The 22,021-nt window shown below is 67.5% G+C and carries 14 protein-coding genes; 11 read left to right on the forward strand and 3 right to left on the reverse strand.

What is annotated here, in order from left to right:
* Positions 1-146 precede the first annotated feature (146 nt).
* The 5 genes from E5554_RS00110 (at position 147) to E5554_RS00130 (ending at position 9,833) form a co-directional block, all read left to right on the forward strand.
* The gene (locus E5554_RS00110; protein ID WP_136185615.1) at positions 147-2,312 is read left to right on the forward strand and encodes a BamA/TamA family outer membrane protein; all 2,166 of its coding nucleotides are present in this window, start codon (positions 147-149) and stop codon (positions 2,310-2,312) included.
* Positions 2,312-6,532 (forward strand): translocation/assembly module TamB domain-containing protein, encoded by a 4,221-nt coding sequence (locus tag E5554_RS00115; RefSeq protein ID WP_136185616.1) that lies wholly within the window; start codon positions 2,312-2,314, stop codon positions 6,530-6,532. Before E5554_RS00110 ends, E5554_RS00115 begins: the two co-directional genes overlap by 1 nt.
* Positions 6,533-6,570: 38 nt before the next feature.
* Positions 6,571-7,266, forward strand: a complete 696-nt coding sequence (locus tag E5554_RS00120) for a hypothetical protein (RefSeq protein WP_136185617.1) — start codon at positions 6,571-6,573, stop codon at positions 7,264-7,266.
* A 63-nt stretch (positions 7,267-7,329) separates the two neighbouring features.
* The gene (locus E5554_RS00125; RefSeq protein ID WP_136185618.1) at positions 7,330-8,136 is read left to right on the forward strand and encodes a transglutaminase family protein; all 807 of its coding nucleotides are present in this window, start codon (positions 7,330-7,332) and stop codon (positions 8,134-8,136) included.
* Between the two features lie 56 nt (positions 8,137-8,192).
* Complete coding sequence (locus E5554_RS00130) at positions 8,193-9,833, forward strand: alpha-L-arabinofuranosidase C-terminal domain-containing protein (RefSeq protein ID WP_136185619.1); 1,641 nt, start codon at positions 8,193-8,195, stop codon at positions 9,831-9,833.
* A gap of 101 nt (positions 9,834-9,934) precedes the next feature.
* Here the strand turns inward: E5554_RS00130 and E5554_RS00135 are convergent, their stop codons facing one another.
* On the reverse strand, positions 9,935-10,687 hold the full coding sequence (locus E5554_RS00135; protein ID WP_136185620.1) for an isocitrate lyase/phosphoenolpyruvate mutase family protein: 753 nt from the start codon (positions 10,685-10,687) through the stop codon (positions 9,935-9,937).
* Between the two features lie 90 nt (positions 10,688-10,777).
* Here E5554_RS00135 and E5554_RS00140 point away from each other — a divergent pair, with 90 nt between their 5' ends.
* From E5554_RS00140 to E5554_RS00150, 3 genes are read left to right on the forward strand one after another with little or no spacing between them, the layout of a single operon-like run.
* Positions 10,778-11,596, forward strand: a complete 819-nt coding sequence (locus E5554_RS00140) for a hypothetical protein (protein ID WP_136185621.1) — start codon at positions 10,778-10,780, stop codon at positions 11,594-11,596.
* Positions 11,490-13,085: a DNA polymerase Y family protein gene (locus E5554_RS00145; protein WP_247594340.1), complete on the forward strand. Its 1,596-nt coding sequence runs from the start codon at positions 11,490-11,492 to the stop codon at positions 13,083-13,085. Before E5554_RS00140 ends, E5554_RS00145 begins: the two co-directional genes overlap by 107 nt.
* Positions 13,082-16,654: an error-prone DNA polymerase gene (locus E5554_RS00150; protein ID WP_136185622.1), complete on the forward strand. Its 3,573-nt coding sequence runs from the start codon at positions 13,082-13,084 to the stop codon at positions 16,652-16,654. Before E5554_RS00145 ends, E5554_RS00150 begins: the two co-directional genes overlap by 4 nt.
* A 196-nt stretch (positions 16,655-16,850) precedes the next feature.
* On the opposite strand, the gene E5554_RS00155 is transcribed toward E5554_RS00150, so the two are convergent.
* Positions 16,851-17,810: a 2-hydroxyacid dehydrogenase gene (locus tag E5554_RS00155; protein ID WP_136185623.1), complete on the reverse strand. Its 960-nt coding sequence runs from the start codon at positions 17,808-17,810 to the stop codon at positions 16,851-16,853.
* A gap of 75 nt (positions 17,811-17,885) precedes the next feature.
* Here E5554_RS00155 and E5554_RS00160 point away from each other — a divergent pair, with 75 nt between their 5' ends.
* Positions 17,886-19,016 (forward strand): homoserine O-acetyltransferase, encoded by a 1,131-nt coding sequence (locus E5554_RS00160; protein ID WP_136185624.1) that lies wholly within the window; start codon positions 17,886-17,888, stop codon positions 19,014-19,016.
* Positions 19,013-19,606, forward strand: a complete 594-nt coding sequence (metW, locus tag E5554_RS00165) for a methionine biosynthesis protein MetW (RefSeq protein ID WP_136185625.1) — start codon at positions 19,013-19,015, stop codon at positions 19,604-19,606. The genes E5554_RS00160 and metW overlap by 4 nt, the downstream gene beginning before the upstream one ends.
* A gap of 7 nt (positions 19,607-19,613) precedes the next feature.
* On the opposite strand, the gene E5554_RS00170 is transcribed toward metW, so the two are convergent.
* The gene (locus E5554_RS00170; RefSeq protein ID WP_136185626.1) at positions 19,614-20,225 is read right to left on the reverse strand and encodes a DJ-1/PfpI family protein; all 612 of its coding nucleotides are present in this window, start codon (positions 20,223-20,225) and stop codon (positions 19,614-19,616) included.
* A gap of 165 nt (positions 20,226-20,390) precedes the next feature.
* Between E5554_RS00170 and E5554_RS00175 the strand changes: the two genes are divergently transcribed.
* Positions 20,391-22,001, forward strand: coding sequence for a GMC family oxidoreductase N-terminal domain-containing protein (locus E5554_RS00175; protein ID WP_136185627.1), 1,611 nt, complete (start codon positions 20,391-20,393; stop codon positions 21,999-22,001).
* The last annotated feature ends 20 nt before the right edge of the window (positions 22,002-22,021 follow it).

Below are 22,021 nucleotides of genomic sequence, written 5' to 3' on the forward strand. Positions count from 1 at the left end.
CGGCTCTAGACCGGCGGGGGCACCGATGGAAGCGCCGCGCCGCCGGGCGAAATCGTCACGCAGGCGGAACCGTTGCAAGTCATTGGGCGTATTGCCTGTTTGCCGGACATATGGGATGCCCGGTGCGAAAGGGGCATCGCAGACAGATGAAGAAGCGGCAGGCGAGATATGTTCGGCATGCGCTGGGCATGATCATGGCAGCCGCCTCTCCCCTGCCCCTGATGGCGCAGACGGTTCCGGCCAGCGCCCCCAGCACCACAGCGCCCGCCGACGAAGAACCGATCCTGCCCGACGACGAGTTCAACGCGCGCCTGCCCGGCGCCGGCAGCGTCGACGACAAGGCCAGCAATAGCGGGACCGACAGCAAGGCCCCCTTGCCGTCTATCGACGACTGGCTCGACCAGCAGATGCCGGCCCAGGGCAGCGCGCCGGCCAGCGGCACGGCGCCCGCACCCGCGACCAGCGCCGAACTGCCCCCCGCCACCGAACCGCCGGTCGAAACCGAACTGGCCCAGCCGCTGCCCGCGCTCGACAGCGTGACCGTGCCCGAAAATGTCGCCGATGATGACAGCGACGAAAAGACGCCCGAGGTCCGCTACGCGACCCAGCTCGACGGCTTCGGCAAGACCGGTCTGGAGGATGAGTTCCGCGCCGCATCCGCCCTGGTCGACGGCAAGGGCAAGGCCGAGACCGCATCGATGGTGCAGCAGCGCGCCCAGGCCGACGAACAACTGGCGGTGCGGCTGTTCCATTCGGAAGGCTATTATGATGCCACCGCCCTCGCCTCGCTCGACCAGCAGCAGGATGGCACGCTGAAGGCGATCCTGTCGGTGACGCCGGGCAAGCGCTACAAGATCAACGAAATCGTCATCCATGCGCCCGAGACCATCCCGCCCGGCCTGATCCGCGACAGCCTGACCTTGAAGACCGGCGACTATATCATCGCCACTGCGGTCGAAGCGGCGGAGGCCAATGTCGCGCTCAAGCTGCCGGAGTATGGTTATGCCTTCGCCAGGATCGGCGACCGTGACATCTTGCTCGATCCCGCGACCGTGACCGGCGACTATACGCTGCCGGTCGAGCCGGGTCCGCGCGGCACATTCCGCACCATCACCACCAGCGGCGAGAAGCAGGCATTCGGCGCAGACCATATGGCGGTGATCGCCCGCTTCGACAAAGGCGACCTCTATGACAGCCGCAAGGTCGACGATCTGCGCAAGGCGCTGGTCGCGACCGGCCTGTTCGCCAGCGTCGCGGTCGATTCGGTCCAGACCGGCGAACCAGGCCCCGATGGCACCGAATATGTCGACCTGCATGTCGATCAGGAAGCCGGCCCGGCCCGGCGGCTGGCCGGCGAACTGGGCTATGGCACCGGACAGGGCTTCCGCGCCGAAGGCAGCTGGACCCATCGCAACCTGTTCCCGCCCGAAGGCGCCCTGATCGCCAGCGTCATCGCCGGCACCCAGGAACAGGGCGTATCGGGCACCTTCCGCCGGTCCAATGCGGGCAAGCGCGACAAGACCTTCCAGGCGGGCGCCGGCGTCAATCATCAGAAATATGACGCCTATGAAGCCTTTACCCTGGGCCTCAACGCCAGCTGGTCGCGCCAATCGACACCGATCTTCCAGAAGCGCTGGACCTATACCTATGGCGGCGAAATCCTGCTTTCGAACGAAAATACCACGATCGACGAAAGCGGCGAAAACAAGCGGCTGACCTATTTCATCGGCGCCCTGCCGGTGCAGGTCGGCTATGACCGCTCCAACGACCTGCTCAACCCGACCAGCGGCTTTCGCGCCAATCTGCGCGTATCGCCCGAAGCGTCGTTGCAGGGCAATGTCTCGCCCTATGTCCGCGCCAGTTTCGATCTGGCCGGCTATTATCCGATTTCCGACAGTTTCGTGCTGGCGGCGCGGACCAAGATCGGCACGATCAACGGCGTCGCCCGCGACGATGTCGCCCCTTCGCGGCGCATCTATGCCGGCGGCGGCGGATCGGTGCGTGGCTATGGCTATCAGGAACTGGGGCCAAAGGACGCGAACAATGATCCGATCGGTGGCCGATCAGTCAATGAATTCGCGGTCGAGGGCCGCTATCGCTTCGGCAATTATGGCGTCGTCGCCTTCGTCGATGCGGGCCAGGTCTATGAAAGCCAGATCCCGCAATTTTCCGACATCCGCTATGGCGTGGGCCTGGGCGGACGTTTCTACACCAATTTCGGACCCTTCCGCGCAGATATAGCCATGCCGATCAACCGCCAGCCCGGCGAATCCAAATTCGCCCTCTACATCGGTATCGGACAGGCCTTCTGATGGCGGAAGATACCCCTCCCCCCGCGCACGAAGCGACCGAGACCGTGGTGATCCGCCAGGGCCGCCCGCTGTGGCAGAAGATCGCCATCGGCCTGGCCGGCCTGATCGTCGGGCTGGTGGTGCTGGTCGCGGGCCTGCTGCTGTTCCTCGATACCCAGCCGGGCAAGCGTTTCCTCATCCAGCAGATCGCCGCGCTCAAGATGGAATCGGGCATGGGGATCGAGGTCGGCCGGATCGAGGGATCGATCTATAGCGACATGACCATCCACGACCTGATCCTGCGCGATCCCAAGGGCGTGTTCGCGGTCAGCCCCAGGGTGCATGTCGTCTGGCGCCCGTTCCGCTACCTCCAGAACCATATTTCGGTGCAGAATCTGGAAAGCCCGCTGGTGGTGCTGGCGCGCAGCCCGCAATTCAACCAGACCCCGACCGATCCCAATGCGCCGATCCTGCCCGACCTCGATATCGACGTCGACCGGATGCGGCTCGACCGTTTCCTGCTCGCCAAGCCGGTGATCGGCCAGAAGCGCGAAATCGCGATCGACAGCGTCGTCCATATCGCCGACGGCCGTGCCCAGCTGTCCGCCAATGCGGTGGTCGACAGCGGCGATCGGCTGCAGGCGAAGCTGGACGCGGTGCCGGCACAGAATCGCCTGGCGATGAGCGGCACGCTGACCGCACCCAAGGGCGGCGTGATCGCGGCGATGAGCGGCCTGCCCGACGGCATGACCGCCTCGCTCGACGGCAAGGGCACCTGGCAGGCCTGGAACGGCAAGCTGATCGCCACCACGCCCAGGGGCGAACTGGCCAATATCGCGCTCGCCGCCCGCGACGGCAGCTTCACCGCCAAGGGGCCGCTGCGCCCCGGCCTCGTCTATGGCGACATTGCCGACCGGCTGACCCGGCCGCAGCTCGACGTCGACCTGTTCGCCGGCCTCAACGAACGGCGCGTCAACCTCAAGGGGTCGCTGCGCTCGCCCGCCATGTCGGCCGATGCGCAGGGTCTGGTGGACCTGGGCAAGAGCACATTCAGCGCGCTCAAGATCAATGCCGCGCTGCTGCAACCGGGCGCCTTCATGGACAAGGTGAAGGGCAAGGATGTCCGTGCCTCGATCATCCTCGACGGGCCGATGGCGACGCCCTTCATCGATTATGACATCAGCGCCACATCCCTCGCCTTCGACGCCACCGGCATCGAGAATCTGAAGGCCAGCGGCCGCGCCGTGATCGACGCCGATCGCATCCGCATCCCCGTCAACGCGACCGCGAAGCGCGTGACCGGCCTCAATGCCGCCGCCGGCGGCCTGATGACCAATTTGCGGGTGAAGGGCGACTTTGCCTATGCCGGCGGCAAGCTGATCAGCGACAATCTCAAGCTCGACAGCGACAAGATCGACGCCACCGCCATCATCCTCGCCGATCTCGACAACGCCATCTATCGCGGTGCGCTGAAAGGTCGCGTCAACGACTATCGGATCGACGGCGTCGGCATCGTCAACCTCAACACCGACGTCAAGCTGATCCCCGGTCCCAAGGGCGGCTTCGGCCTGTCGGGCATGTTCGGCGTGCGCACCGCGCGCTGGGAAAATGCCTCGGTCCGCGACTTCCTGGGCGGCAATGCGGTGATGTCCGGCCGGATCGGCATGACGCCGGAGGGCAGGTTCACCCTGGCGGGGCTCAAGGGCGCCGCGCCCAATTTCCAGATCAAGTCCGGTTCGGGCAGCTATGACACCAATGGCCAGCTCGCCTTCGACACCGAAGCCTTTTCGAAACAATATGGCCCGCTGTTCCTGACCGTGCGCGGCACGGCGGACCGGCCGCAGGCGGTGCTGCGCGCGCCGCGTCCCAATGTCGGGGTGAAGCTGACCGATGTCGTTGCCAAGCTGAATGGCGAACCGGCCGGCTATCGCCTCGATGCCACCGGCGGATCGCCCTATGGCCCCTTCTTTGCCAATGTGCTGATCCGCACCGCGCAAGGGCCGCTGACGATCGACGTGACCAAGGCGCGCTTCGCCGGGGTCGACATGAACGGCCGCATCCAGCAGTCCAATGCCGGCCCCTTCACCGGCCAGCTGGCGATGAACGGATCGGGCATCACCGGCGCGGTGAAGCTCAATGCCGTGGGCAAGGTGCAGGGCGTCGACGTCAACGCGACCGCCAGCAATGCCAAGCTGCCGGGCGAGGCCGACATCGTCATCGGCCGCGCCGTCGTCACCGCCTCCATGCTGCTGAGCGACCAGCCCAAGGTGATCGCCGACGTGCAGATGGCGAACGCCGCCTATGGCGACTATGTCGTGCGCAAGGCACGGGCAAAGCTCGATTATCAGGGCGGCCGGGGCAAAGCCCAGCTGGTCGCCGATGGTTCCAGCGGCGTACCCTTCTCAGTCGCGGTCAACGCCGCACTGCGCCCCGACCTCTATGCCGTCGCGCTGCAGGGTAAAGCCAGCAATGTCGATTTCCGCCTGAACCAGCCGGCGATCATCCGCGCTGAAAAGACCGGCTATCGGCTGGAACCGGTCAGCCTGGTGCTGCCGCAGGGCAAGGTCGATCTGGCTGGCCATTTCGGCACGGACACGGCGCTGCAGGCCCGGTTCAAGGATTTCGACCTCGCCATCGCCAATGTCGCCAATCCGGGCCTGGGCATCGGCGGCAAGGCGACCGGCATGGTCGATTACAGCCAGAGCGGAACCGCCTTCCCGACCGCGACCACGCGCCTGGCGATCAGCGATTTCCGCCGGTCGAGCCTGGCCGCCGTATCCGACGCAGTGTCGATGAATGTCGAGGGCAAGCTGTCCTCCGCCGGCGGCGACATGCGCGGCCTCATCCGCAAGGGCAACAGCACGATCGGCCGCTTCGTCGCCACCATGGCCCCGCCGGGACCGGGCGCCAACTGGTCGGAACAGCTGATGGCTGCGCCGCTGGGCGGCGGCATCCGCTATGCCGGCCCGGCCGATGTGCTCTTCTCCTTCGCCGGCCTTGCCGATCAGCGGCTGAGCGGCGGCATCGCGGTCGCGGCCGATTTCGGCGGCCGACTGACCGCGCCGCAGCTTAACGGCCTGGTCCGCGCCAATGCGCTGACCTATGACAATACGAGCTTCGGCACCCGCGTCACCCAGATGAAGCTCGACGGCCGCTTCACCAACGACCGGCTCGACATTCGCGACTTTTCCGGCCGCGCCGGCAACGGCACGGTTCAGGCCAGCGGCACGGTGGGCCTGGCCGCCGACAGCGGCTTCCCGATGAACATCGCGGTCAAGATGGACCATGCCCGCCTCGCCCGCAGCGAAGCGATCACCAGCGTGGTCAGCGGCACCCTCGCTATCACCAACAGCGCGGAAAATGGCGGCTTGATCAAGGGCGACCTGTCGCTGCCCGAGACCCGCTATCGCGTCGCCTGGCAGGGCGGCACCGAGATTCGCGAATTGCAGGGCGTCCGCCGCAAGGGCGAGGGCCAGGATGTGCTGGCGCAGCGCATCGCCGACCGCAAGGCCGCCGCGGCATCGCCGACCAACTGGAAACTCGACATCCGCCTGCGCGCCGACAACCAGATCTATGTGACCGGCATGGGCCTCGATTCCGAATGGAAGACCGACATGCGCGTCACCGGCACCGCGACCAAGCCGCGCGTCAGCGGCAAGATCGAGGTGATCCGCGGCCGCTACAGCTTCTCGGGCCATCAGTTCGACCTGGATCAGGGCGTCATCACCTTCAATGGCGACATGATGAACCCGACGCTGGCGATTAAGGCGCTGACCGAGATTGACGATGTCAGCGCCGGCATCGCCGTCGCCGGCACCGCGCAGCAGCCGGACATCACATTCGTGTCGACGCCAACCCTGCCGCAGGACGAGATTCTCTCGCGCATCCTGTTCGGCGACAATGTCGCCAATCTGTCCGCCACCCAGGCGATCCAGTTGGCCGCCGCTCTCAACGGCCTGCGCGGCGGCAGTGGCGGGCTCAATCCGATGGGCAAGCTGCAGGGCGCATCGGGTCTCGACCGGATCGGCATCGTCGGCGGTGACGAGGATACCGGGCGCGGCACGTCGCTCGCCGTCGGCCAGCATATCTCCAACAATATCTATGTGGAGGTCGTGACGGACTCGAAGGGCTTTACCGCCACCCAGCTGGAAGTCGCCCTGTCGAAGACGCTGAGCATCCTGTCGAAGACCGGCACCAATGCGGGATCTTCCGCCGCACTTCGTTATTCTAGGGACTATTGATCCGGCGCCAGGGTGGCGCCGCCACAACAGGAGAATATGTGCCCTTCGCCCCGTCGCTCTGCCGCCCGCTGATCTGTGCCGTCGCCCTCTTCGCAGCGCCGGCCGCGCTGGCGGAAACCCCGCGCGAGCTGCTGACTGCGGCGGCCTTCCAGACCAGCGACAAGGCACGCGCGCTGAGCCTCATCGGCCAGGCCATCAGCGCCGCCGACCGCATATTGATGACCGCCCCCAATGATCATGAGGCGGTGCTGCAACGCGCGGTCGCGATCGGCTATCGCGCCAAGCTGACCCGCAGCCGAGCCGATGCGCGCAGCTCGCTTTCCGCGTTCGAGGCTTTGGCCGCCCGCAACCCACGTGACGCCGAGGCACAGATGGTGATCGCCGGCTGGCATCTCGACGCGATCGACCAGCTTGGCAGCTTCATCGCCCGCACCGTGCTGGGCGCCAAGGAACAGGTGGGTGAGGCCGCCCTGGGCAAGGCGGTGGCGTTGGGCGGCAACCGCGCCTTCTACTCGGGCCTGGCCGCATTGATGCGCATCCGCGCCGATCATAATGATGTCGCCGGCGCGCTGGCGCTGGCCGAACGGGCGGCCAATGCCCCTGCCCCCGCCCCGCTCGACCAGTTGATGAAACGCAATGCCGCCGCCATCCTGCCCGCCCTGCGCGCCGGCAATGGCAAGGCGGCCGCCGCCCAGGCGCGCAAGCTGCTGCCGTTCGGGAAGCTGCCGGAATAGCGCGACAGCGGCCTGCAGCATCGGCAGGATGGCATCTTGCCGAATCTCTCCTGAAGGATGGCCATGCGTCTCGCGATCGAAGCGACCCTCGACTATGAATTTTCCGGGCCGACCGACGTATTGATGGCCGTCGAGGCCGCCGCCATGGCCGACCAGCGCATCGTCGAACAATCGCACATCATCGACAATGCTGGGCCGCTGACCAATTTGATGGGCGGCAGCGCGATCGGCCGGCGCACCTGGACGCGCAGCGGCACCGGGCGGATGCTCAGCCGCTACAAGGCGCTGGTCGATGTCGACCGGTCCGCGCCCGATCTCTTCTCGCTCGCCCGCTCGCCCTTGCCCAGCCTGCCGCAGGATGTGCTGCCCTTCATCTGGCCCAGTCGCTATTGCGAGGCGGACCGGTTCGTCAGCTTCGTCTGCGGCCATTTCGAAGGGCTGGACGGTGGCCCGCTGGTGCAGGCGCTGGTCGGCTGGGTGCATGACAATCTGCAATATGTGCCCGGCAGTTCGGATATCACCACCACCGCCGCCGACACTTTCGTCGCCCAGCGTGGCGTGTGCCGCGACTTCGCGCACCTCACCGCCGCGCTGATCCGCGCGCGCGACATTCCCGCCCGGCTGGTGTCGGTCTATGCCGCCGATCTCGACCCGCCCGATTTCCACGCCGTGGTGGAAGTGTGGCTGGACGGCGCCTGGCATATGGTCGACGCGACGGGATTGGCCCCGATCGAGGGGATGGTCCGCATCGCCGTCGGCCGCGACGCCACCGACATCGCCTTCATGACCATCTTCGGCAGCGCCCAGATGAACGAACAGGCGATCCATGTGACGCGGATGGCAGAACCTGGGGACGTTACGGCCCCTTGACCCCGGCCCTGCCGCCCGCCTAGCCTATACTCAGACAAATTGAGGAAGGGGATGGCATGGGCGTGCAGCTTTCGGGACGGGCTTGGGTGCGGATGCGGTGGGCGCTGCTGGCGGCGACAGCCGGCCTGCTCGCCGGCCTTGCGGGCGCATCATCGGCCCCGGCGGCTGCGCCCGGCGACAGCGCCGTCCTGACCGTCGACACCGGCAAGCCCGGCGCCACCATCGATCCCAATATCTATGGCCAGTTTGTCGAGCATCTGGGCCGTGGCGTCTATGAAGGCATATGGGTCGGGCCGGACAGCCCCATCCCCAATGTGCGCGGCATCCGCAGCGATGTGGTCGCCGCGCTGCGCCAGGTGAAGGTGCCGGTGATCCGCTGGCCGGGCGGCTGCTTTGCCGATGGCTATCATTGGCGCGACGGCATCGGCCCGGCCGCGCAGCGCCCCGCCGGCATCAACGCCGCCTGGGACAAGTCGGCCGAAACCAATGCATTCGGCACCCATGAATATATGGATTTCCTGGACCAGATCGGCGCCAAGGCCTTCGTGTCGGTCAATGTCGGGTCGGGCAGCGTGCGCGAGGCGGACGACTGGATGCGCTACATGACCGCGCCGGCCGACAGCCAGCCGGGCAAGGAACGCGCCGCCAATGGCCATGCCGCGCCCTGGGCCGTGCCCTTCATCGGCGTCGGCAATGAAAGCTGGGGCTGTGGCGGCAACATGACCGCCGACACCTATGCCACCGCCTTCCGCCATTATGCCGCCTTCCTGCGCGGCTATTCGGGCGAGCGGGCAAAGCTGATCGCGGTGGGCGCGGATACCGACGATTATGAATGGACCGAAAAGGTCATGGCGCAGGCGATGAAATGGCGCCCCAATCCCACGCCGCTCGCCTACAATACCGAACGCCCGCTGATGTGGGGCCTGTCGCTCCACTTCTACAGTTTCGCCGGCAATGACTGGCGCAACAAGGGGCGCAATATCGGCTTTGGCACCGACCAATGGGCCTCCGCGCTGGCCCGCGCCCATCTGACCGACGAACTGATCCGCCGCCATGCCGCGATCATGGACCGCTATGATCCCAAGAAGCAGGTGGCGATCGCGGTCGATGAATGGGGCGCCTGGTTCGACAGCGAGAAGGACGCGCCCTCGCAACTCTACCTCGAAAGCACGCTGCGCGACGCGGTGATCGCGGGGATGAGCCTCAACATCTTCAACAATCATGCCGACCGGGTGCGCATGGCCAATGTCGCGCAGATGGTGAATGTCATCCAGTCGCTGGTGCTGACGCAGGGCGCCAAGATGGTGGTGACGCCGACCTGGCATGTGTTCGACCTCTACAAGGTCCATCAGAATGCGACGATGATCCCGGTCGATGTGCAGGCGCCCGACTATGTCGCGGGCGCGGTGCGGCTGCCGGGGCTCAGCGTGTCGGCGTCGAAGGATGCGGCGGGCGCGCTGCATCTCAGCATCGTCAATCTCGACCCCGCCGCCGCCCGGCCGGTGCGCATCGACCTGAAAGGGGGCGCCTGGCGCAAGGCCAGCGCCCGGACGCTGACCGCCGCGACCATCGACACCCGCATCCGCTTCGAGGGCGCCGATCCCTTCGTGCCCGGCCCGCTCACCGCGCGGCTGGCGCAGGGACAGGTGGCGCTGACCCTGCCGTCCAAATCGGTGACATTGGTGACGGTGGAGTAGAACGAAGCCTTCTCCTAACATCCGTTCGCTTCGAGCGTGTCGAGAAGCGGGAAGCGCTACGTTTTCTCGACTTGGCTCGAAACGAACGGAGACGGGGAAGTTTACCCCTCCGCCGCCTTCAACCGCGCGGCCGCATTGTCGAAAGCCGCCCAACTGATCTGGGCCAGGCTGGCGCCGATGCTGCAACGGCGCACGCCCAGCGCCGCCAGCGCGGCGATGCCGGCCGCGTCATAGTCATGGATGACGACATTGACCGGCCTGGGCGCGACCGCCGCCACCAGTTCGGCGACGGCGCCATGATCGAGCAGGAAAGGCACGAACAGGCAGTCGGCGCCCGCCTCCGCATAGGCGACGGCGCGGGCGATGCTCTCGCTCGGCGCCATGCCGGGCACGCGGAAATTCTCGCTGCGCCCGACCAGCATCAGCGCCGGATCGATCCGGTCGATCGCTTCGCGCGCGGCCGCGATCCGCTCCACCGCCAGCGGCAGGTCATAGAGCGTGCTGCCCGACCAGTCCTCGATCGACAGGGCCGCGATGCCGGTCTGCGCCGCCAGCGTCACATTGGTGGCGACATCCTCGGGCGCATCGGCAAAGCCATTTTCGAAATCCGCGTTGACCGGCAGGTCGGTCGCCGCGACCAGCATCTCCAGATGCGCCAGCACCGCGTCGCGGCCCAGTTCGCCATCATCCTTGCCCGCCGCCCAGGCCGCGCCGGCACTGGTCGACGCGATCGCGCGAAAGCCCTTCTTCGCCAGCCGCACCGCGCTGCCCGCGTCCCAGGCATTGGGCAGCAGGAAGAAGCCGTCCTGATGCAGGGCACGGAAATCGGCGCGTTTGCGGGCGGTGTCGGTCATCAGGAAATCCTTCTTTGTCCTCTGGATTGGCAAGCGGATTGACTCGGGAAGCCAATGGCGTGAAATAAGAACATATCAGGAACAAATGCAATGAGCGAGTCGATCAAAAGTCTCGCCGCGCTGAAGCGGCATATCGCGGCGCTGGACCGGACGCCAGCGCCGACGGTCGGCTGTGCCCGGCTTGCGACCGGCCATGCCGGGCTGGACGCGGCGCTCGACGGCGGCTTCGCGCGCGGGCGGGTGCATGAACTGTTCGGCGCGGCGGAGGAGGAAGGGGCGGCGGCTGGCCTGGCGCTGATCCTCGCCCGGCTGGCGGCGGATGACGCGCCCCTGCTCTGGCTGCGCACCACGGCATCGGCCAGGGCAGGCGGATCGCCCTATGGCCCCGGCCTCGCGGCGCTAGGGCTGGACCCGGCCCGCTTGCTGATCGGGCTGATGGCCGATGACGCGATGCTGCTGCGCGCCGCGGTGGAGGGGCTGCGCTGCCCCGCGCTCGGCGCGCTGCTGATCGAATTGCGCGGGCGCGCGCCGCTGCTCGACCTCACTGCCAGCCGGCGATTGGCGCTGGCGGCCGAACAATCGGGCGTCACCGCCTTCCTGCTGCGGGTCGGCGGCGATCCGGTGCCCAGCGCGGCGGAAACCCGCTGGCAGGTGGCGGCCGCCCCATCCGATCCGCTGCCCGGCAATGCGCCGGGACACAGCGCCTTCGCCCTCAGCCTGTTGCGGCGACGGGCCGGGCCGGACGGGCTGGCCTGGCGGCTGATATGGGATGGCGAAAAGGGGGCTTTTGGAGACGGACGGCATGAACGCCATGAGCATGGACAGGACGGACAGCAGGGCGGCGCGCCGCTATCTGGCGCTCTGGTTCCCCTTCCTGCCGATCGATCGGCTGCGGATCGCGCGGCCTGACCTCTGGGCCGCGCAGGGCGATGCGCCCGCGGTGGTGGTGGAAAATGTCCGCGGCGCGATGCGGCTCGCGACGCTGGATGCCGATGCGCTGGCGGCGGGCCTCACCCCCGGCATGACGCTGGCCGATGCGCACGCCCGCGAGCCGGAGTTGCGCGTGTTCGAGGCCGATCCCCATGGCGACCAGGATTGGCTGGAGCGGCTGTGCGACGGTTGCGCCCGTTACACCCCCAATGCCGCGCTCGATTCCGGCCATGGCCTGATGCTCGACATCAGCGGATGCGGCCATCTGTGGGATGGCGAGGCGGAACTGGCGCAGGCCGCGACCGACCGGCTGGAACGGCATGGCATGCGCGTGCGCCACGCCATCGCCGCATCGCCCGAGGCCGCCCATGCGCTCGCCCGTTTCCCCGCTGCCCCCGCGCCGGACGAGGATGCGGCGGTGCGCCGCCTGCCGGTCGAGGCGCTGGAGCTGGAGGCGGAGAGCGCGGTGGCGCTGCGCCGAGCGGGACTGCGCACCGTTGGCGATCTCGCCGCGCGCCCGGCCGCCGCGCTCGCCGCCCGCTTCGGCGAGGAGGCTGTGGACGCGCTCCATGCGCTGCTGGGCCTGGGCCATCGCCCGCTTGCCCCCCGTCGCCCGCGCCCGGCGATCCGGGTCGAACGGCGCTTTGCCGAGCCGATGGGCAGCAGCGCCCATGCTGTGAAAGTCGTGGCGGAGATGGCAGCGGAAGCCGGCGAACAATTGGCCGAGCGCGGCCAGGGCGGTCGCCGGTTCGAGGCGGTCTTCTTCCGCAGCGATGGCCTCGCCTTCCCGATCCGGGTCGAAACCAGCCTGCCGATCCGCGACGCGCCGGCGATCATGCGCCTGTTCCAGGAACGGATCGACAGCCTGTCCGACCCGCTCGATCCCGGTTTCGGCTTCGACATGCTGCGCCTCACCGTGCCACGCGCCGATCCGATGGCGCCGACCCAGCTCGCGCTCGAAGGGGGCGAGGCGCGCAAGAGCGAGGGCGTGGAGGCGCTGGTCGATCGCCTGTCGATCCGTGCCGGGCGCGCGCGCATCCAGCGGCTGGAGCCGCGCGACAGCCATGTTCCCGAACAGGCGCAACTGGCGCTGCCGGCGGTCGAGCATCGCGCGCCCGAAGGCTGGGCCCCGGTCGGCGAACCCGGCGACCCACCGATGCGTCCGCTCCATCTGTTCGATCCGCCGCAACCGATCGATGTGATCGCGGAAGTCCCCGACGGCCCGCCTCACCGCTTCCGCTGGCGCCGCACCCTGCATGAAGTCACCCGGTTCGAGGGGCCGGAACGGATCGCGCCGCAATGGTGGCAGGCCAAAGACGGCGCGATCGAGGGCGAAAGCACCGGCCGCACCCGCGACTATTATCGGGTCGAGGATGCGCGCGGCCGCCGCTACTGGATCTTCCGTCACGGCCTTTATGGCGCGGAGACGGTCCATCCCGGCTGGTATATTCACGGCCTGTTCGCATGAGCGGCCGGCGCCCGCCGCCCGATCCCGCCAAACCCCGATCGATCGACCGGCGCGAATTGAACGTGATCGAGGCAGCCCGAGAAAACACAAAACCCGCCCCGCCGCGCCCGGCACCGGCCGAGCCCCCCTTCGCCGAACTGGTCGCCGCCACCAATTTCTCCTTCCTGCGCGGCGCCTCCCACGCCAGCGACATGGTGGAACGGGCCATGGCATTGGGTCTCACCGGCCTCGGCATTGCCGACCGCAACAGCGTCGCCGGCGTGGTCCGCGCCCATGTCGCCCTCAAAAAGGCCCCGGAAAAGGCGCGCGCCGCCCTGATGACGGCCAGGGAAGCGGCCGGCCTGCCGCTCATGCTCAGCCCGGAAGAGGAACAGGGCTGCGAGAGCGACCTGCGCCTGGTGGTCGGCGCCCGGCTGGTGTTCGTCGACGGCACGCCTGACATCATCGCCTATCCGCGCACCCGCCGCGGCTGGGGCGAACTCACCAAATTGCTGACGGTCGGCAATCTCCGCTCGATCAAGGGCGACTGCATCTTGCGCTATGAGGATCTGACCGGCCATCTCGACGAATTGCAACTGATCGTCCTGCCCTATGCCAGCGCGACCGAGCAGCAGGCGCATCGCCACCCGGTCGATTATGATTTTGCCGATCGGCCGCCCGGCGAAGCGATCCGCCAGAAGCATCTGAGCCTGGTGCCGCCACCGCGCCCGACCGAACTGGAAGCCCTGTTGCTGCGCCTCCATCGCTTGGCCCCTGGTCGCATCTGGCTGGGCGCAACCCTGCGCCGCGACGGGCGCGATGCGCGGCGGCTGGCCGGCTTCAGCGATCTGGCGGCGCGGACCGGGGTGCCGCTGCTGGCGACGATGGACGCCCTTTATGCCAGTCCCGAACAGCGGCCGCTGCAGGATGTGCTGAGCTGCATTCGCGAGGGCACGACCATCGCCAGGGCGGGCAGGAAACTGGAGGCCAATGCCGAGCGCCATATCCATGCCCCGGCCGAGATCGCCCATCTGTTCCGCACCTGTCCGCAGGCGGTGGCCGAAACGATCCGCTTCCTCTCCACCATCCGCTTCGCCCTGGACCAGCTGCGCTACGAATATCCGCATGAGCCGGTGCCGGAGGGCTGGAGCGCGCAGCAATGGCTGGAGGAACTGACCGTCAGCGCCGCCCATGCCCGCTATGGCCCGGTCATCCCCCACAAGGTGCGCGCGTTGCTGGACGAGGAGTTCAAGCTGATCGGCGAGCGCAACTATGCCTATTATTTCCTGACCGTACACGACATCGTCGCCTTCGCGCGCAGCAAGGGCATATTGTGCCAGGGGCGCGGATCGGCGGCCAATTCGATGGTCTGCTTCCTGCTCGGCGTGACCTCGGTCGACCCGCAACAGCATGACCTGCTCTTTTCCCGCTTCGTGTCCGAGGAGCGCGACGAGCCGCCCGACATCGACGTCGATTTCGAGCATGAGCGGCGCGAGGAGGTGATGCAATATATCTATGAGCGCTATGGCCGTCATCGCGCGGGCATCGCCGCGACCGTGATCCATTATCGCTCGCGCAGCGCCGTGCGCGAGGTCGCCAAGGTGCTGGGCCTCAGCGAAGATGTCGCGACCCGCCTCTCCAGCACGGTCTGGGGCAGCTATTCGGGCGATGTCGGCGACCAGCGCATCGTCGAGGCCGGCTTCGCGCTCGACAATCCCCAGATCATGCAGTTGTGCGCGCTGATCGGCCAGTTGCTGGACGCCCCCTTTCCCCGTCACCTGTCCCAGCATGTCGGCGGCTTTGTGCTGACCCAGAATCGGCTCGACGAGACGGTGCCGCTCCATCATGCGGCGATGGCCGACCGCAGCTTCATCGAATGGGACAAGGATGATATCGATGCGCTCGGCCTGATGAAGGTCGACATATTGGCGCTCGGCATGTTGACCTGCATTCGCAAGGCGTTCGACCTGATGCGCGACCAGGGGTTGGGCGACCATCGCCTGACGGTCGACCTCAATTCCAGCGACCCGGCCGTCTATGACATGCTCTGCAAGGGCGAGAGCATCGGCGTGTTCCAGGTCGAAAGCCGGGCGCAGATCAATATGCTGCCGCGCCTCAGGCCGCGCACCCTCTATGACCTGACCGTGCAGGTGGCGATCGTGCGGCCCGGCCCGATCGAGGGCGACATGGTCCATCCCTATCTGCGCCGCCGCTGTGGCGAGGAAAAGGTGACCTATCCCTCGCCCGGTCCCCAACATGGCCCGGCGGATGAACTCAAGATCCTGCTCGGCAAGACCTATGGCGTCCCCCTGTTCCAGGAACAGGCGATGAAGCTCGCCATTACGGCCGCCAAATTTAAACCTACCGAAGCCAATCAACTCCGCCGCGCCATGGCGACCTTCCGCAATGTCGGCACCATCCATCATTTCCGCGAGAAGATGATCAACGGCATGACCGCGCGCGGTTATGAGGCGGAGTTTGCCGCGCGCTGCTTCAAGCAGATCGAGGGGTTCGGCAGCTATGGCTTTCCCGAAAGCCATGCCCTGTCCTTCGCCCGGCTGGTCTATGTCTCGGCCTGGATCAAATGCCACCAGCCCGCCATCTTCGCCTGCGCCCTGCTCAATTCCCAGCCGATGGGCTTCTATGCCCCGGCCCAGCTGGTCCGCGACGCGCGCGAGCATGGTGTCGCCATCCATGATGTCGACGTCAATATGAGCGACTGGGACAATGGCCTGGAACCGCTGTTGCGCAGCCGCCGCGCGGACAAGGGCGAAGGCACCGGTCGGGCGCTGGCGCTGCGCCTTGGCCTGCGCCAGGTCGACGGTTTCCGCGAACAATGGGCAGCGCAGATGATGGACGCGCGGGCGCAGGGCGGCCTCTTCACCAGTATCGAGGATATGGCCCGGCGCGCCGGCCTGCCCGCGCGGGCGCTGCGGCTGCTGGCCGATGCCGATGCCTGCCGCTCGCTGGGACAGGACCGGCGCACCGCTTTATGGGAGGCGCGGCGCACCCCGTCGGACGAACTGCCGCTGTTCGCCGCCGCCCGCCGGCACGACCGCGCCGCGCGCGAACTGGGGGAGGAGACGGATGCGATGCTGCCCGCCATGCCGCTCGCCGAACAGGTGATGGACGATTATGCGGTGACCCGCCTCTCGCTCAAGGGCCATCCGATGCAGTTCCTGCGTCCGGTGTTCGCGGCCGAAGGCGTGCTGAGCTGCGCCCAGACCAGCGCGGCGAAGAATGGCGCGCGCGTCCGCACTGCCGGCGTGGTGCTGGTGCGCCAGCGGCCGGGCAAGGGCAATGCCGTCTTCATCACCATCGAGGATGAGACCGGCATCACCAATATCCTGCTCTGGGCGCGTCTGTTCGAGCTGCAGCGCCGCCCGGTCATGGCCAGCCGTCTGATGCTGGTCGAGGGCGAGGTGCAGCGCAGCAAGGAGGGCGTCGTCCATCTGATGGCCAGCCGCATCCATGACCGCACCGCTGACCTCAACCGATTGTCGCAATCCGAACCGCCGATACAGGCCGCCCCCGCCGCCCGTCACCCCCGCGACGTGCGCATTCTACCCAAATCGCGCGACTTCCATTGAGATTGCAAGGACGGCTAGCGGCCAGAAGCTAACGTTTCTCATTCCTCCCCAAGCTTGCTTGGGGAGGTGGCAGCGCGAAGCGCTGACGGAGGGGCAATGGCGCGACCTCATCTACTTGCCCCTCCACCGCCTTCGGCGGTCCCCCTCCCCCAGCAAGCTTGGGGAGGATTTTCGGACAGTCCGCGACCCACCCATACTACACCACCGGCGTCAGCAGCGCCTCTCCGGCAAACCAGGCGTCCAGATTGGCGACCACCAGGTCGGCCATCGCCTTGCGGGTGTGGACGGTGGCGCTGCCCTGATGGGGTTGCAGCACGACATGGTCCATCGCGAACAGCGTTTCGGGCACATGCGGTTCGTGGGCGAACACATCCAGCCCCGCGCCGGCGATGCGCCGGTCGGCCAGCCGCTCGACCATCGCAACCTCGTCGATCACCCCGCCCCGGCTGATGTTGACGATGACGCCGTCCGGCCCGAGCGCGTCCAGCATCGCGCCGTCGACCAGCTTGGCCGCTTCCGGCCCGCCCGACGTGGCGACGATGATGACGTCGCTCTGGCGCGCAAAGTCGATCGCGTCGGCGACGTAGCGATAGGCCGTATCAGCCGCCGGCTTGCGGTTATGATAGAGAATCTCGCCCGCCACCGGCTCCAGCCGCTTTGCGATCGCCCGGCCGATCCGGCCCAGCCCCAATATGCCGATGGTCGCGCCGGTCACCCGGCCGGACAGCGCCGGCTTTTCGCCCCGCGCCCAGCCGCCCGATCGCACCAGCCGGTCATTGGCCGCGATGTTGCGCACCGTCGCATAGAGAAGGCCGACGGCCAGGTCCGCGACATCGTCGGTCAGCACATCGGGCGTGTTGGTGACGCGGATGCCCTTTGCGCGGGCATGGTCGATATCGACCTTGTCATAGCCGACCGAGAAAAGCCCGATCATCTCCAGTTTCGGCAGCGCGTCCATGATGGCGGCGGGCGCCCCGACCGATCCGAAGCTGACCAGCGCGCGCGCCTCCAGCATCTCAGCCGGCGGCGCGGACATATCCGCGTCCGCCGCCACATTATGGACGGTGAAGCGCTGCTCCAGCTGGTCGGTCAGATAGGGGTAGAGCGGGCCATAGGCGACGATGGTCGGACGGGTCTGATCGGTCATGCCCTCCATCTAGGGACAGCGCAGGCCGATCGCCACCCCGCCCCGCCAATTGACAGCCTCTTTCCCTCGTCTTAGCCCGATGTCATGGCCAGCGTTTCCCCTGACACACGTTTCGGCCTGCGCCGCCAGGCCCGCCTCCCTGGTCCGCTGCCGCTGTCGAGCGGCGCCAGCCTGTCCCCGGTCGACATCGCCTATGAAAGCTATGGGCAGATGAATGCGGACAAATCCAACGTCATCCTGATATGCCACGCGCTGACCGGCGACCAATATGTCGCGTCGGACCATCCCGTCACCGGCAAACCGGGCTGGTGGTGGCGGATGGTGGGCGAGGGCAAGCCCGTCGATCCGGCGCGCCATTTCATCATCTGCTCCAACGTCATCGGCAGCTGCATGGGATCGTCGGGACCCGCCAGCATCGATCCGGCTCTGGGCGATCCCTATGCGATGCGCTTCCCGGTGCTGACCATCGCCGACATGGTGCGGGCGCAGGCGATGCTGCTCGACCATCTGGGCGTCGATCGGCTGGCGGCGGTGATCGGCGGGTCGATGGGCGGGATGCAGGCACTGACCTGGCCCACCTTGTTCCCCGACCGGGTCGAACGCTGCGTCGTGATCGCCTCGACCGCGCGGCACAGCGCGCAGAATATCGCCTTTCACGAAGTCGGGCGCCAGGCGATCATGGCCGATCCGCTCTGGCGCGGCGGCGACTATTATGCCGATGGCAAGGTGCCGAGCGCCGGCCTCGCCGTCGCCCGCATGGCGGCGCATATCACCTATCTCTCCGAAGCGGGCCTGACCGAGAAATTCGGCCGCCGGCTGCAGGGCCGTGACGCCAAGACCTTCGGCTTCGACGCGGACTTCCAGGTGGAGAGCTATCTGCGCCATCAGGGGCTGAGCTTCGTCGAGCGGTTCGACGCCAATAGCTATCTCTACATCACCCGCGCCATGGACTATTATGACATAGCCGAGGACCATGGCGGATCGCTGGCGCGGGCCTTCACCGCGACGCGCGCGCGCTTCTGCCTGGTCAGCTTCGACACCGACTGGCTCTATCCCACCGCCGAATCCCGCGCGATCGTCCATGCGCTCAACGCCTCGGGCGCGCAGGCCAGCTTCGTCGAACTGTCCAGCCCCTTCGGCCATGACGCCTTCCTGCTCGAAAGCCCGGAACTGAACCGGGTGGTCGACGGCTTCCTGCGCGGTGGCCGGGCATGAGCGACCTCCTCCGCCCCGACCTCGCCCTGATCGCCCGCACCGTGCGGCCGGGCACGCGGGTGCTGGATGTCGGCTGCGGCGACGGCGCGCTGATGGCGGCACTGCGTGACACCAGCCAGGTCGATGCCCGCGGGCTGGAGATCGACGCATCCAATGTCGCGGCTGCGGTCGGCCGCGGCCTATCGGTGGTGCAGGGCGACGCCGACACCGACCTCAGCTATTATCCTGACACCAGTTTCGACTATGCGATCCTCAGCCAGACGCTGCAGACGACCCGGCGCCCCGACCTGGTGGTGGATGAATTGCTGCGCATCGGTCGCCAGGCCTTCGTCTCCTTCCCCAATTTCGCCCATTGGCGCGGGCGCCTGTCGCTGCTGTGGGGCGGGCGCATGCCGGTGACGCGGCTATTGCCCGACACCTGGTATGACACGCTCAACATCCATCATGTGACGGTCGATGATTTCCGCGCGCTGGTGAAGGATCGCGGCTGGACCATCGATGGCCAGTGGTTCCTGAAAGGGGACAGGGAAACCACCCATGCGAACGCCAATCTGTTCGCCGAACATGCGGTGTTCCTGCTGCGCAGATAGCCGCCCGTCAGGCCGGCACCGCTTCCACGAATGGCGCGATCACCGCCCGTGCCCGTGCGACATAATCTGCCTTCTCGCCCACCGGCGCGACATAATGGAGCGCCGCTTCCGCATCCGCCATCGATCCGCCCCGCGCGATCATCCAGGCGGCGAGATAGGGTGCCGACAGGCAGCCGCCCGCCGTCGCGACATTATCATGCGCAATGAAGGGCGCGTCGATCACCCGCACCCCCGCCTCCATCACCCAGGGCTTGGTGGTCAGGTCGGTGCAGGCCGGCAGGTCGCCGACCAGGCCCAGCTTCGCCAGCAGCAGCGTGCCCGAACATTGCGCCCCGATCAGTTGGCGCGCCGGGTCGAGCGCGATCCGACCCAGCATCGCGGCATCGGCCGCAATCTCGCGCGTGCGGATGCCGCTGCCGATCAGCACCGCGTCCGCTTGCGCCGCAAAGTCCAGCGGCCGCTGCCGCTGCACCGTCACCCCGTTCATCGACGTCACCGTCTCGTCGGGCGCGGTGATATAGGCGGCCCAGCCCTGCGGTTTCATCCGGTTGAGGATGGCGGCGGCGATGAAACTGTCCAGTTCGTTGAACCCCTCGAACGTCAGTATCGCAATCTGCATGGGCCATCCTCCTGCGCCGTCACCCGCCTGCCATAGCCCCTTGCCCGCCCGCGCCCATGGCCAGTTTGCAGGCCATGGCCCGGCCAGATATCGCCACCGCGCCCGCCCCGCCCCTTTACGCCGCCGCCCCCGCCGGGCCATGTTCCGCGCACAAGAGGAGAGGCGATGGACCGGGATTATGGCCGCTGGGATTATATCATCCTGGGCGCGGGCAGCGCGGGATGCGTGCTGGCCAACCGGCTGAGCGCCGATCCGCGCAATCGCGTGCTGCTGCTGGAGGCCGGCGGCAAGGACGACTGGCTGTGGATAAAAATCCCGGTCGGCTATCTCTATTGCATGGGCAATCCGCGCACCGACTGGTGCCTGAAGACCGAGGCGGAGGCCGGCCTTGGCGCCCGCGCCATCGCCTATCCGCGCGGCCGGGTGATCGGCGGCAGCAGTTCGATCAACGGCATGATCTACATGCGCGGCCAGGCCGCCGATTATGATGGCTGGCGCCAGGCCGGCAATATCGGCTGGGGCTGGGACGATGTCCTGCCCTATTTCGTGCGGGCGGAGGATCATCAGGACGGGGCCAGCGCCACCCATGGCGCGGGCGGCGAGATACGGGTCGAGCGGCAAAGACTGCGCTGGGATCTGCTCGACCGCTTCCGCCAGGCCGCCAGCCAATATGGCGTGCCCGAAACCGCCGACTTCAACGGCGGCGACAATCTGGGCTCGGGCTATTTTCAGGTGACGCAGCGGCGCGGCCGGCGCTGGAGCGCGGCCGACGCCTTCCTGCGCCCGGCGATGAACCGCCCCAATCTGCGCATCGTCACCGGCGCGACGATCGATCGGGTGACGATTGCGCAGGGCCGCGCCACCGGCGTGCGCTTCCTGCTGGATGGTGACGCCTGCACCGCGCAGGCCGATGGCGAAGTCATCCTGTCGGCCGGCTCGATCGGCAGCCCCGCCATCCTCCAGCGATCGGGCATCGGCGACGGCGCCCGGCTGGCCGCACTGGGCATAGACGTGCTGGCCGACCGGCCGGGCGTCGGCGAAAATCTGCAGGATCATCTCCAAATACGCTGCGCCTATCGGGTGAACGGCATCGCCACCCTCAACGGCCGCGCCGGATCATGGCTGGGCAAGGCGTGGATGGGCCTGCACTATCTCGCCAGCCGCTCCGGGCCACTGTCGATGGCGCCCAGCCAGCTCGGCATGTTCGTCAAATCCGATCCGCGCCATGCCAGCGCCAATCTCGAATATCATGTCCAGCCCTTGAGCCTGGCCGCGTTCGGCGGCGCGCTCGACGCCTTTCCCGCCTTCACCGCCAGCGTCTGCAACCTGCGCCCGCACAGCCGCGGCGATGTGTGGATCCATTCCGCCGATCCGCTCGCCCCGCCCGCCATCCGCCCCAATTATCTCTCCGCCGCCGAGGACCGCCAGGTCGCGGTCGAGGCGGTGCGCGTCACCCGCGCGATCGTCGGCCAGCCGGCCCTCGCCCCCTATGCGCCGCAGGAGTTCCGGCCCGGCCCGGAGCGGCAGGATGACGCCGCCCTGCTCGAAGGGATCGGCGCGATCGCCAGCAGCATCTTCCATCCGGTCGGCACCGCCGCCATGGGCAGCGGGGCGCGCGCGGTGGTCGACCCGCAATTGCGCGTCCATGGCATCGGCGGGCTGCGCGTCATCGACGCATCGGTGATGCCGACGATCACGTCCGGCAACACCAATGCGCCGACCATGATGATCGCGGAAAAGGGGGCGGAGATGATCCTCGCCGCCGCCCGTTCCTGAACTATCGGGCCTGAGCTTTC

The organism is Sphingobium sp. PAMC28499 (assembly GCF_004795815.1).
Lineage (GTDB): Bacteria > Pseudomonadota > Alphaproteobacteria > Sphingomonadales > Sphingomonadaceae > Sphingobium > Sphingobium yanoikuyae.

What these genes read in the sequence shown, in the direction of transcription:
- metW (WP_136185625.1), top strand. Translation starts at nt 19,013, where the DNA reads ATGAGCGACCTCCTCCGCCCCGACCTCGCCCTGATCGCCCGCACCGTG.
- E5554_RS00110 (WP_136185615.1), top strand. Translation starts at nt 147, where the DNA reads ATGAAGAAGCGGCAGGCGAGATATGTTCGGCATGCGCTGGGCATGATC.
- E5554_RS00130 (WP_136185619.1), top strand. Translation starts at nt 8,193, where the DNA reads ATGGGCGTGCAGCTTTCGGGACGGGCTTGGGTGCGGATGCGGTGGGCG.
- E5554_RS00160 (WP_136185624.1), top strand. Translation starts at nt 17,886, where the DNA reads ATGGCCAGCGTTTCCCCTGACACACGTTTCGGCCTGCGCCGCCAGGCC.
- E5554_RS00155 (WP_136185623.1), bottom strand. Translation starts at nt 17,810, where the DNA reads ATGGAGGGCATGACCGATCAGACCCGTCCGACCATCGTCGCCTATGGC.
- E5554_RS00115 (WP_136185616.1), top strand. Translation starts at nt 2,312, where the DNA reads ATGGCGGAAGATACCCCTCCCCCCGCGCACGAAGCGACCGAGACCGTG.
- E5554_RS00140 (WP_136185621.1), top strand. Translation starts at nt 10,778, where the DNA reads ATGAGCGAGTCGATCAAAAGTCTCGCCGCGCTGAAGCGGCATATCGCG.
- E5554_RS00135 (WP_136185620.1), bottom strand. Translation starts at nt 10,687, where the DNA reads ATGACCGACACCGCCCGCAAACGCGCCGATTTCCGTGCCCTGCATCAG.
- E5554_RS00170 (WP_136185626.1), bottom strand. Translation starts at nt 20,225, where the DNA reads ATGCAGATTGCGATACTGACGTTCGAGGGGTTCAACGAACTGGACAGT.
- E5554_RS00150 (WP_136185622.1), top strand. Translation starts at nt 13,082, where the DNA reads ATGAGCGGCCGGCGCCCGCCGCCCGATCCCGCCAAACCCCGATCGATC.
- E5554_RS00125 (WP_136185618.1), top strand. Translation starts at nt 7,330, where the DNA reads ATGCGTCTCGCGATCGAAGCGACCCTCGACTATGAATTTTCCGGGCCG.
- E5554_RS00145 (WP_247594340.1), top strand. Translation starts at nt 11,490, where the DNA reads ATGAACGCCATGAGCATGGACAGGACGGACAGCAGGGCGGCGCGCCGC.
- E5554_RS00175 (WP_136185627.1), top strand. Translation starts at nt 20,391, where the DNA reads ATGGACCGGGATTATGGCCGCTGGGATTATATCATCCTGGGCGCGGGC.